Origin of the sequence: Streptomyces sp. 13-12-16, assembly GCF_002114215.1 — a bacterium.
Classification (GTDB): Bacteria; Actinomycetota; Actinomycetes; order Streptomycetales; family Streptomycetaceae; genus Streptomyces.
The window spans coordinates 1-11,032 of the sequence record NZ_NCTE01000143.1 but is presented as its reverse complement, the minus strand read 5'-3'; the positions used below and the strand labels follow the sequence as shown (position 1 = coordinate 11,032).

Genomic DNA, 11,032 nt, shown 5'->3' with positions numbered 1-11,032 from the left:
CTCCAGGCGGAGTTGAGCGAGCTCACCCTGTGCCGGCGGGCACGGGAGGCCGGGGTCGCCGACGGCACCGACCCGGCGCGGGTGGTCGACGCGGCGGCGGCCGGGCACCCGGTGGCCGTACGGCTGCTGCTGGAGCGGGCCCGCATGACGGGGCGCGCGGTGCGGCTGCTGACCGACGTGCTCAATCCGGAGAGCGTCGTCGTCACCGAGATCGGTGTCGTCCACCGGCCGGACTGCCTCGCCGCGCTGCGCGCCGAACTCGACGAGGAGCGGGCGGCTACGGTCGCACCGACGAGTTTCCCGGATTCCGTGCTGGCCGTGGCCGGTGGATCGGTGGTTCTCGACGTCCTCTACCGGGATCCGCTGAGCGTTTCACCCGAACTGAATTAATTCAGAAACTCCGAATATTGACAGACCTCCCCCGAGGACAGGAAACTCCTGGTCATGAGCTGTCGCACCCTCTGTTGCTGACACGTTGACGCGCGAGCACCCGAAGCGTCCCTCCCCTCCTGCGTGAATTCCCTTCCGTGGCTTTTCCCTGCCCGGAATTCATCGCCCATTCCTGCCCTGTGTCATTTTCATGAACTCCGGGAGTTCCCCCATGCCCGCACCCCCAGCGTCCGGCGTCGGCCGGCGGCTCTTCCTCACCTCCCTGCTCGGCGTCACCGCCGCCGCGGCCGGGCTGAGCGGCTGCGCCGAAGCCGGCGCCGCGGCCGACGAGGCGTCCCTGAAGGACCCGTTGGCCAAGAAGGTCCCCGCCGGTACGAGTCTGAAGATCTCCTCGTTCCAGAACTTCCAGCAGCTCCAGCTCGAGCTCGCCGGGCTCGACGAACTGCCCTTCGAGGTGAGCGACTGGCTGAACATCGGGGCCGGTCCGGATGTCATCAACGCCTTCCGCGCCCGGTCCCTGGAACTCGCCAACAACGCCGGGATCCCACCGATCCAGGCGTACTACCAGGGATTCGACGCGAGGATCGTCGCGATCAACATCACCCGCAAGCCCAACTACCTCTTCGCCACCAGGCCCGGCAGCGACATCCGCGCCGTCGAGGACTTCCGGGGCAAGCGGCTCGCCTTCTCCCAGGGCCAGGCCCAGGGCGTCGTCCTGCTGCGCGCCCTGAAGGAGGCGGGGCTGAAGTACGACGACGCCGAACTGGTCCCGCTGACCAGCAACCAGTTCCTCACCGCCCTGCAGTCCGGGCAGGTGGACATCGCCCCGCTCGGCAACACCCAGGTGCCGTCCTATCTCGAGCAGTACGGGTCCAAGGGCGCCCGGACCGTCCCCACCGACGTGGTGGACCTGCTCAACCTGCTGTGGGCGCCGGCCACCGTGCTGGCCGACCGGGCGAAGGCCGCCGCGATCGCCGCGTACATCCCGTACTGGGCGAAGGGCGCGGTGTGGCAGTACGAGCACCCGGACGAATGGAACGAGGAGTACTACGTCAAGACGCAGAACCTGACCCTCGCCCAGGCCGAGTCGATCACCGAGCTGGCCAACAAGCCGCTGTTCCCGCCGAGCTGGGACGAGGCGATCGCCTGGGAGCAGGAGACCGCCGATCTGCTGGCGGAGGGCGGCTACGTGAAGAAGTTCGACGTCGGCGAGCTCTTCGACCGGCGCTTCGAGTCCCTCGCCGCCGAGGCCGTACCCGAGGAGTACCGGAGGTGACCGCCGTGACCACGACCACCGCCACGACCGCCCCCGCACCGCCCGCCGCCGTCGAGGAGGAGCACCAGGTACGCCGGCGACGGCGCCTCTCCCCCGGCAGGCCGCTGCCCGCGGCCCGGCTGCTCGGTCCCGCGCTCGTCCTCGTCCTGTGGGCCGCCGCCTCCGCCGCCGGACAGCTGGACCCCGGCGCGATCCCCGCGCCCTGGACGGTGGTGGAGACCGGGGCCCGGCTGTGGACCGAGGGCACCCTGCCGGACGACATCCTCACCTCGCTCCAGCGGGCCGGCTCCGGTTTCGCGATCGGCCTGACCGCGGGCATCGTCCTCGCGCTGTTCTCCGGGCTGAGCCGGACCGGCGAGGCACTGATCGACGGGAGCGTGCAGCTGAACCGGGCGGTTCCCACGCTCGGGCTGATCCCGCTGTTCATCCTGTGGCTGGGCATCGGCGAGACGTTCAAGATCGCGATCATCGCCATCGTCGTCTACGTACCGATCTACCTGAACACGCACTCCGCGCTGTCCGGCATCGACCACCGGTTCGTGGAACTGGCGGAGGTGCAGGGCCTGTCCCGGCCCGCCTTCGTCCGGCAGGTCGTCGTGCCGGGCGCGCTGCCCGGCTTCTTCGTCGGGCTGCGGCTCGGGGTGACCGGCTCCTGGCTGGGCCTGGTCGTCCTCGAACAGATCAACGCCACCAGCGGACTCGGCTACATGATGTTCCAGGCGCAGAACTACGGCCAGACCGACGTCATCCTCGTCGGCCTCGTCGTCTACGGCATCTTCGGCCTCGTCTCGGACACCCTCGTCCGCCTGATCGAACGGAGGGTGCTGTCATGGCGCCGCACACTGAGCAGCTGACCCGGCCCACCGTACGGCTGCGCGGTCTGACCCGCTCCTTCGAGGGGCGTACGGTCCTCGACGGCATCGACCTCGACCTCCCCGCCGGGCAGTTCACGGCCCTGCTCGGGCACAGCGGCTCCGGCAAGAGCACCCTGCTGCGTGCCGTCGCCGGGATCGACCACGGGGTCGCGGGCAGCGGGACGCTCACCGCGCCCGAGCGGGTGTCGGTGGTCTTCCAGGACTCCCGGCTGCTGCCGTGGCGGCGCGTCCTGCCCAACGTCCTGCTGGGGCTGGACGGCGCCGACGCGGAGGAGCGCGGTCGTGCCGCCCTCTTCGAGGTCGGTCTCGGGGGGCGGGAGCGGGCCTGGCCGAGTGAGCTGTCCGGGGGCGAGGCGCAGCGGGCGGCTCTGGCCCGGTCGCTGGTGCGGGAGCCTGAACTGCTGCTCGCCGACGAGCCGTTCGGGGCGCTGGACGCGCTGACGCGCATCAAGATGCACGCGCTGTTGCGGCAGCTGTGGGAGCGGCACCGGCCGTCGGTGCTCCTGGTGACCCACGACGTGGACGAGGCGATCGTGCTCGCGGACCGCGTGCTCGTTCTCGAGCGGGGGCGTATCGGGCTCGACCTGGTGGTCGAGCGTGAGGGGTCCCACTCCCACGGCGAGTACCGCGCGCGGTTGCTCCAGGCGCTCGGTGTGACCGAGGACGTGTCGTGAACGCCGGTTCCCGCGGCCCCCTGCCGGGGGCCGCCGCCCCCGGGCCCCCGCTCCGGCCCTGAACGGGCCACGTCCCCGCCCCCGGACGGGCTGTCGCAGCACCCCCTACCCACCGGCCAAGGAACCCCCATGACCCGAAAGCTCCACCTCAACGCCTTCCTCATGAACACCGGCCATCACGAGGCCTCCTGGCGGCTGCCCGAGAGCGATCCGTACGCCCATGTCGACCTGGACCACTACGTACGGCTGGCGCGGACCGCCGAACGGGGCACCTTCGACTCGCTGTTCCTCGCCGACGGCCCCCAGCTGTGGAACACCGTCGCCCAGCGTCCCGCCGGGGCTCTCGAACCGCTCACCCTGCTCACCGCCCTGGCGACCGCCACCGAGCACATCGGACTGATAGCGACGGCCTCGACGTCGTACAACTCGCCCTACAACCTGGCCCGCAGGTTCGCCTCGCTGGACATCATCAGCGGCGGCCGGGCCGGCTGGAACGTCGTCACCACCGCCGGGGCCGAGGCGGCCCGCAACTTCGGTCTGGACGCCGAGCCCGCGCACGCCGAACGGTACGCCCGTGCCGCCGAGTTCCTCGACGTCGCCCTCAAGCTGTGGGACAGCTGGGAGGACGACACGATCGTCGCCGACAAGGCGGCCGGGGTGTGGGGCGACGACGCCAGGATCCATCCGCCCCGGCACAAGGGGACGTACTTCAGCGTCGAAGGCGCCCTCAACGTCCCGCGCACCCCGCAGGGTTACCCGCTCCTCGTCCAGGCCGGGTCCTCCGAGGACGGCAAGCGGTTCGCGGCCCGGTACGCGGAGGCGGTGTTCACCGCGCAGCAGACGCTCGCCGGCGCGCAGGCCTTCTACGCCGACCTCAAGGCCCGTACCGCGGCGGCCGGACGCGACCCCGGCCACATCAAGGTGCTGCCCGGCATCGTGCCCGTCATCGGCTCCACCGAGGCGGAGGCGCGGCGCCGGGAGCAGGTGCTGGAGGACCACATCGTGCACGAGCACGGGGTGCGCAGGCTGGAGGAGCTGCTGCGGCTGGCCCCCGGCTCCCTGGACCTCGACGCCGAACTGCCCGACGGGCTGCCGCCGGAGGACGCCATCGAGGGTGCCAAGAGCCGGTACACGCTCATCGTGGAGCTGGCCCGGCGGGAGCGGCTCACCGTGCGCCGGCTGATCGGCCGGCTCGGCGGCGGACGCGGGCACCTGACCTTCGCGGGCACGCCCGAGCAGGTCGCCGACACCATCGAGCAGTGGTTCTCCCTCGGCGCCGCCGACGGTTTCAACATCATGCCGGCCGTCCTGCCGTCCGGCCTCGACGCCTTCGTCGACCACGTCGTCCCGATCCTGCGCGCCCGCGGCCTGCTCCGTACGGAGTACGGCCCGCGACAGACCCTGCGGGAGCGCTACGGCCTCCCGCGCCCCGCCAACCAGCACGTGACCGCCACCGCCGCCCTCGTCTGAGAGGAACCCGCACCATGACCGACCTCGAGATCACCAAGGTGACCGCGAACATCGGCGCCCAGGTCTCCGGAGTGGACATCTCCGGGCCGCTGGACGACGGGACCGTCGCCGCCCTCCGGGACGCCCTGAACGTCCACAAGACCCTGCTCTTCGACGACGTGAACCTCGACGACGCGGGCCAGCAGGCCTTCGCCCGGCACTTCGGCGACATCACCGGCGCCCACCCGACGGTGCCCGCCGTGGACGGCGCCCCGAGCGTGCTGCCGGTCGACAGCGAAGGCGGCCGGGCCGCCAACAACTGGCACACGGACGTCACCTTCGTCCTCAACCCGCCGCAGGCGACCACCCTGCGCAGCATCACGATCCCGCCCTACGGCGGCGAGACGCTGATCGCGAGCTCGGCCGCCGCCTACCGCGACCTGCCCGAGCCGCTCCGCGCGCTCGCCGACACCCTGTGGGCCGAGCACACCAACGACTACGACTACGCCGTCCCCGAGGAGGCCGTCGACGAGGCGGAGGCCGCGCGACGGGCCCGGTTCAGCTCGATCAAGTACCGCACCGTCCACCCGGTGGTGCGCGTCCACCCGCTGACCGGCGAGCGCGGGCTGTTCATCGGCGGGTTCGCGCAGCGGATCGTGGGCCTGTCGAGGGGCGAGTCCCGCAAGGTCCTCGACCTGCTCCAGGCCTACGTCACCCGGCCGGAGAACGTGGTGCGCTGGCGCTGGTCGCCCAACCAGCTCGTGCTGTTCGACAACCGGATCACCCAGCACTACGCCATCGACAACTACGACGGTCTGCCGCGCCGGCTGCACCGGGTGACGGTCGCCGGTGACATCCCGGTCGGCGTCGAGGGGAAGGAGTCCTACTCGATCGAGGGGGACGCCTCGCACTACACGACGGTCGCCGGGTAAGCGGACCGTCACCCTCCGCATGACACGTGTCCACATGCCGGTCGGCCTCCCCGTGCACGCGGGGAGGCCGACCAGACTGGGCGACGTTTTGCCGTCTCCCGCATTGGACGAGTCGCGCCCATGCCCCGCACCCCTGTCGAGACGCCCCCGAAGGCGGACGGCGTCTCCCTCTCGCACGGCCTGAAGCAACGCCACCTGTCGATGATCGCCCTCGGCGGGGTGATCGGCGCCGGGCTGTTCGTCGGCTCCGGGACGGCCATCGCCGCCGCCGGTCCGTCCGTCGTCGTCGCCTACACCCTCTCCGGTCTCCTGGTGATGCTGGTGATGCGGATGCTGGGCGAGATGTCCGCCGCGTACCCGTCGTCGGGCTCCTTCTCCGCGCACGCCGAGCGGGCGATCGGGCCCTGGGCCGGGTTCACCGCCGGCTGGTCGTTCTGGGTGCTGCTGTGCACGGCAGTCGGCCTGGAGGGCATCGGCGCCGCGACGATCGTCACCGGCTGGCTGCCGGGCACGCCCGAGTGGGCGTGGGTGGCGCTGTTCATGGTGGTGTTCTGCGGGACGAACCTCGCGGCGGTGAAGAACTTCGGCGAGTCCGAGTTCTGGTTCGCGTCCCTCAAGGTCGGCGCGATCTCCCTGTTCCTGGTGCTCGGCGCGCTGGCGATCGCCGGCGTGCTGCCGGGCACGGACTCCCCGGGCACCTCCCACCTCACCGACTTCCTCCCCAACGGCGGCGAGGGCCTGGTGATCGGACTGCTCGCCTCCGTCTTCGCGTACGGCGGTCTGGAGACGGTGACCATCGTGGCGGCCGAGTCGCAGGACCCGGTCAAGGGCGTGGCGGGCGCGGTCCGTACGGCGATGTGGCGGATCGCGCTGTTCTACATCGGCTCGATGGCGGTCGTCGTCACCCTGGTCCCGTGGGACTCCCCGGAGGTCGTCGAGGACGGCCCGTACGTCGCCGCCCTGAACCGCCTCGACATCCCGGGCGCCGACCAGGTGATGAACGTCGTGATCCTGGTCGCGCTGCTGTCCGCGATGAACGCCAACATCTACGGCGCCTCGCGCATCGGCTACTCGCTGGTCGAGCGCGGGCAGGGCCCGAAGGCGCTCGGCCGGGTGTCGGGCGGGGTGCCGCGGATCGCCGTACTGGCCTCCTCGGCCTTCGGCTTCCTGTGCGTGCTGCTGAGCTACTGGCGGCCGGACGACGTCTTCGCCTGGCTGCTGAACACCATCGGCGCGGTGATCCTGGTCGTCTGGGTCTTCATCGCCGTCTCCCAGCTGCGGCTGCGCCGCCGGCTGGAGCGCGAGGCGCCGGAGCGGCTCACGGTGCGGATGTGGGCCTTCCCGTGGCTGACCTGGGTGGCGCTGGCCGGCATGGCGGCGGTCTTCGTCCTCATGGCCCGGGAGCCGGACACGCGGGTGCAGCTCTGCTCGACGGGCGCCATGACGCTGCTCCTGGCGGCCGGGGGATACGCCTGGCAGCGGGCGCGCGACCGGAGCTGACGCCCGCCCCGACGGCCCCCGCGTGAACACGCGGGGGCCGTTTCGCGTGCCGGGGACTCACGGACCGCCCTTTCCGCTGTTAGCGTGTAGTTGCAAGCAATGTGCAATAAGTGCCCCTGCCCCGTGATCGTCTTCTCACCGTTCACCCGGCAGGTGGAAAGAGGGAAGCCCCCGCGGGGACAGGACTCGCGGGGGCTTCCGGTATGCGGCGATCCGGGCCATGGTGGCGCAATGGCGACACAGAGGACGATGAGGGACTACTGCTGGACCTGCGGCGGGGACCAGCAACACCGTCAGCTGAACAAGAAGGAGGAGGACTGGCTCAAGGAACGGCTCGGCCGGTCCGGGGTCGGCGAGTTCTGGCTCTGTGTGAACGTGCTCGACCCCGGCACCGGCAAGCAGTGCCGCAACCTGCGCACGGGCTTCAACAAGAAGCCCTTCGCCGCGCCGATCAAGGTACCCGTGATCGAGTGACCGTCACAGGTTGCTGAAGTCCGGCCCCTTCGTACGCGTGCGCTTGATCTCGTAGAAGCCGGGGACCGAGGCCACCGCGAGGGTGCCGTCCCACAGGCGGGCGGCCTCGTCGCCCTTGGGCGCCGGGGTGACGACCGGGCCGAAGAAGGCGATCTCCTCGCCGTCGGGCCCGGGGACCGCGATGACCGGGGTGCCGACCTCCTGGCCCACCTTCTCGATGCCCTCCTTGTGGGAGGCGCGCAGCTCGGGCTCGTAGGGGGTGGAGTCCCAGTGCTCCATGAGGGACTCGGGCAGGCCGACGTCCTTCAGGGCGGCGGCGACCGTCTCCTTGCCCGGACCCTGGTCCTGGTTGTGGATGCGGGTGCCGAGCGCGGTGTAGAGGTCGCCGAGCACCTCCGCGCCGTGCTCCTGCTGGGCCGCGATGACCACCCGGACCGGGCCCCAGGCCTTGACCTCGAGCATCTCGCGGTACTCGGCGGGGAGCTCGTCGAGCTTGTCCTCGTTGAGGACGGCGAGGCTCATCAGGTGCCAGCGGACCTCGATGTCCCGCACCTTCTCCACCTCCCGCACCCAGCGGGAGGTCATCCAGGCCCAGGGGCACAGCGGGTCGAACCAGAAGTCGACGGGCGTGGCGGTCGTCTTGTCCGGCATGTCGCTCCTCAGAGAAGGAAAAGGTCCTCCCCGGGAACAACGTGAGAGGTCCCGGCCATTCCCGCCCGCCCCGCGTCAGGAGCGCATGGCAGGATCGGTCCTGATCATCCATGTCGACGACGCATGAGGAGTCCGCCCGTGCCCGGTGAGAACCTGACCCGCGACGAGGCCCGGGAGCGGGCAGCCCTGCTGTCCGTCGACGGGTACGAGGTGTCCCTGGACCTGCGCTCGGCGGTCGGCGAGCACAGCGGCGGGGAACCGTGCACCTTCCGCTCCGTCACCACCGTCCGGTTCCGCTGCGCCGAGCCGGGCGCGAGCAGCTTCGCGGACCTGATCGCGCCGGGCGTGACGGCCGTCTCCCTCAACGGGCGGGACCTCGACCCCGGCCAGGTCTTCGACGGCTCGCGGATCCTGCTGGAGGACCTGGCCGCCGAGAACGAGCTCGTCGTCGACGCGCAGTGCGCCTACTCCCGCACCGGCGAGGGCATGCACCGCTTCGTCGACCCCGAGGACGGCGAGGTGTACCTCTACACCCAGTACGAGCCGGCCGACTCCCGTCGCGTCTTCGCCAACTTCGAGCAGCCCGACCTCAAGGCCCCCTACCGCTTCGAGGTGCGCGCGCCCGAGGGCTGGACCGTGTGGAGCAACGGGGCCGGCGAACTCGCCGACGGGGTGTGGCGGTTCGCGGAGACCAAGCCGATCTCGACGTACATCACGTGTGTGGTGGCCGGCCCGTACCACTACGTGACCGACTCCTACGAGCGGGTCCTCGAGGACGGTACGCGCCTTCGGATCCCGCTCGGCGCGATGTGCCGCAAGGGCCTCGCCCCGCACTTCGACGCCGACGACGTGTTCCTGGTGACCAAGCAGGGCCTGGACTTCTTCCACGACCACTTCGACTACCCGTACCCGTTCGGCAAGTACGACCAGGCGTTCGTGCCCGAGTACAACCTGGGCGCGATGGAGAACCCGGGGATGGTGACCTTCCGCGAGGAGTTCATCTTCCGGGGGAAGGTGACGCGGGCGTCGTACGAGGGCCGGGCCAACGTCATCCTGCACGAGATGGCGCACATGTGGTTCGGCGACCTGGTCACCATGGAGTGGTGGGACGACCTGTGGCTGAAGGAGTCCTTCGCGGACTTCATGGGCGCGTTCTCGCTGGTCGGCGCGACCCGCTTCACCGACGGCTGGATCACCTTCGCCAACCGCCGCAAGGCGTGGGCGTACCGCGCGGACCAGCTCCCCTCCACGCACCCGATCACCGCCGACATCCGCGACCTCCAGGACGCCAAGCTCAACTTCGACGGCATCACGTACGCGAAGGGCGCCTCGGTGCTCAAGCAGCTGGTGGCGTACGTCGGCCAGGACGCGTTCCTGGAGGGCGCCCGGCGCTACTTCAAGCGGCACGCGTACGGCAACACGCGCCTCGGCGACCTGCTGTCGGTCCTGGAGGAGACCAGCGGGCGGGACATGGCCGCCTGGTCACGGGCCTGGCTGCAGACGGCCGGCGTCAACTCCCTCACCCCGCAGGTGCTGCTGCGTGAGGACGGCCGGGTCGACGAGCTGGCGATCGTGCAGGAGGCCGCCGAGTCGCACCCCGAACTGCGCCCGCACCGGGTGGCGGTGGGCCTGTACCGGCGCACCGGGGACGCCGGGGGGCTGCCGGCGCTGGAGCGGTACGCGCAGGCCGAGACGGACGTCGAGGGGGCGCGTACGGTCGTGGCGGAGCTGGCGGGCGCCGAGGCACCGGACCTGGTGCTGGTCAACGACGACGACCTGACGTACTGCAAGACGCGGTTCGACGAGACCTCGCTGGCCGCGCTGCGGCGCGACCTCGGCCACATGACCGACCCGCTGGCGCGCGCCCTGTGCTGGTCGGCGCTGTGGAACATGACGCGGGACGCACTGCTGCCGGCCCGGGAGTTCATCGGCCTGGTGGTGAAGTTCGCGGGCCGGGAGACCGACATCGGCGTGCTGCAGATGCTGCACGCGTGGGCGGAGTCGGCGGCGGTGCACTACACCGCGGCCGAGCGGCGGGCGGAGGCCGGGCGGGAGCTGTGCCGGATCGCCTCCCTCCAGATGCACTCCGCCGAGGCGGGCAGCGAGCACCAGCTGGCGTGGGCACGGTTCTTCGCGCGCGTGGCCGGTGTGCCGGCCGACTTCGAGCTGCTGACCTCTCTGCTCGACGGCACGGTGACCCTGCCGGGCCTGGAGGTGGACCAGGAGCTGCGCTGGACGTTCCTGGAGCCGCTGGCCGCGCACGGCGTGGCGGACGAGAAGCGGCTGGACGAGGAGCTGGCCCGCGACGACACCGCGTCCGGCAAGCGGCACCACGTGCGCTGTCTGGCCGCCCGCCCGTCGGCGGCGGTCAAGGCGCAGTGCTGGGCGCAGGTCGTGGAGTCGGACGCGCTGTCCAACGCGCTGGTGGAGGCCACCATCTCGGGCTTCGCGCAGGCGTCCCAGCGGGAGCTGCTCGCACCGTACGCGGAGAAGTACTTCGCGGCGATCGAGCGGGTGTGGACCGGGCGGTCGATCCAGATCGGCATGGACGTGGTGCGGGGCCTGTTCCCCTCCTTCCAGGACTCGCAGGCGACGCTGGACGCGACGGACGCGTGGCTCACGTCCCACGAGGACGCGGCCCCGGCCCTGCGCCGCCTGGTCCTGGAGTCCCGCGACGACCTGGCCCGCGCCCTGCGCGGCCAGGCCTGCGACGCGGCGGCGGGCTGAACCCGTCCGGGAAGCCCGGGTGACGCGCCAGGGGAACGGCCTGCCCCCGCACCGGGCCCCGGCACGCACGGCCAGGACCGCGAC

Annotated in this window: 9 protein-coding genes and 1 pseudogene; 9 read left to right on the top strand and 1 reads right to left on the bottom strand. The window is 71.3% G+C overall.

The window, feature by feature from the left end; translation table 11 throughout:
- From B7767_RS06750 to B7767_RS06715, 8 genes and pseudogenes are all read left to right on the top strand, one after another.
- Window positions 1-390: pseudogene (locus B7767_RS06750) on the top strand (ROK family protein); the annotation flags it as partial.
- 211 nt (window positions 391-601) lie between these two features.
- Entirely contained in the window at window positions 602-1,666 is a 1,065-nt protein-coding gene (locus B7767_RS06745) for an ABC transporter substrate-binding protein (protein WP_085571335.1), read from the top strand.
- The gene (locus B7767_RS06740) at window positions 1,663-2,520 is read left to right on the top strand and encodes an ABC transporter permease (protein ID WP_085571334.1); all 858 of its coding nucleotides are present in this window, start codon (window positions 1,663-1,665) and stop codon (window positions 2,518-2,520) included. The genes B7767_RS06745 and B7767_RS06740 overlap by 4 nt, the downstream gene beginning before the upstream one ends.
- Window positions 2,496-3,215: an ABC transporter ATP-binding protein gene (locus B7767_RS06735; RefSeq protein ID WP_085571333.1), complete on the top strand. Its 720-nt coding sequence runs from the start codon at window positions 2,496-2,498 to the stop codon at window positions 3,213-3,215. The genes B7767_RS06740 and B7767_RS06735 overlap by 25 nt, the downstream gene beginning before the upstream one ends.
- Window positions 3,216-3,344: 129 nt before the next feature.
- Window positions 3,345-4,685: an LLM class flavin-dependent oxidoreductase gene (locus B7767_RS06730; protein ID WP_085571332.1), complete on the top strand. Its 1,341-nt coding sequence runs from the start codon at window positions 3,345-3,347 to the stop codon at window positions 4,683-4,685.
- Window positions 4,686-4,699: 14 nt separating this feature from the next.
- Complete coding sequence (locus B7767_RS06725) at window positions 4,700-5,596, top strand: TauD/TfdA family dioxygenase (RefSeq protein ID WP_085571331.1); 897 nt, start codon at window positions 4,700-4,702, stop codon at window positions 5,594-5,596.
- Between the two features lie 120 nt (window positions 5,597-5,716).
- Window positions 5,717-7,096, top strand: a complete 1,380-nt coding sequence (locus tag B7767_RS06720; protein WP_085571330.1) for an amino acid permease — start codon at window positions 5,717-5,719, stop codon at window positions 7,094-7,096.
- Between the two features lie 231 nt (window positions 7,097-7,327).
- On the top strand, window positions 7,328-7,570 hold the full coding sequence (locus B7767_RS06715) for a hypothetical protein (protein ID WP_085571329.1): 243 nt from the start codon (window positions 7,328-7,330) through the stop codon (window positions 7,568-7,570).
- 3 nt (window positions 7,571-7,573) lie between these two features.
- Here the strand turns inward: B7767_RS06715 and B7767_RS06710 are convergent, their stop codons facing one another.
- A complete protein-coding gene (locus B7767_RS06710; protein WP_085571328.1) occupies window positions 7,574-8,221 on the bottom strand; it encodes a DsbA family protein in 648 nt (215 codons plus the stop codon).
- A gap of 138 nt (window positions 8,222-8,359) precedes the next feature.
- On the opposite strand from B7767_RS06710, the gene pepN reads away from it, so the two are divergent.
- Window positions 8,360-10,948 carry an aminopeptidase N gene (pepN, locus tag B7767_RS06705; protein WP_085571327.1) on the top strand — a complete coding sequence of 863 codons (2,589 nt, stop codon included), beginning with the start codon at window positions 8,360-8,362 and terminating at the stop codon, window positions 10,946-10,948.
- The last annotated feature ends 84 nt before the right edge of the window (window positions 10,949-11,032 follow it).

What these genes read in the sequence shown, in the direction of transcription:
- B7767_RS06745 (WP_085571335.1), top strand. Translation starts at nt 602, where the DNA reads ATGCCCGCACCCCCAGCGTCCGGCGTCGGCCGGCGGCTCTTCCTCACC.
- B7767_RS06735 (WP_085571333.1), top strand. Translation starts at nt 2,496, where the DNA reads ATGGCGCCGCACACTGAGCAGCTGACCCGGCCCACCGTACGGCTGCGC.
- B7767_RS06730 (WP_085571332.1), top strand. Translation starts at nt 3,345, where the DNA reads ATGACCCGAAAGCTCCACCTCAACGCCTTCCTCATGAACACCGGCCAT.
- B7767_RS06725 (WP_085571331.1), top strand. Translation starts at nt 4,700, where the DNA reads ATGACCGACCTCGAGATCACCAAGGTGACCGCGAACATCGGCGCCCAG.
- B7767_RS06720 (WP_085571330.1), top strand. Translation starts at nt 5,717, where the DNA reads ATGCCCCGCACCCCTGTCGAGACGCCCCCGAAGGCGGACGGCGTCTCC.
- B7767_RS06715 (WP_085571329.1), top strand. Translation starts at nt 7,328, where the DNA reads ATGGCGACACAGAGGACGATGAGGGACTACTGCTGGACCTGCGGCGGG.
- B7767_RS06710 (WP_085571328.1), bottom strand. Translation starts at nt 8,221, where the DNA reads ATGCCGGACAAGACGACCGCCACGCCCGTCGACTTCTGGTTCGACCCG.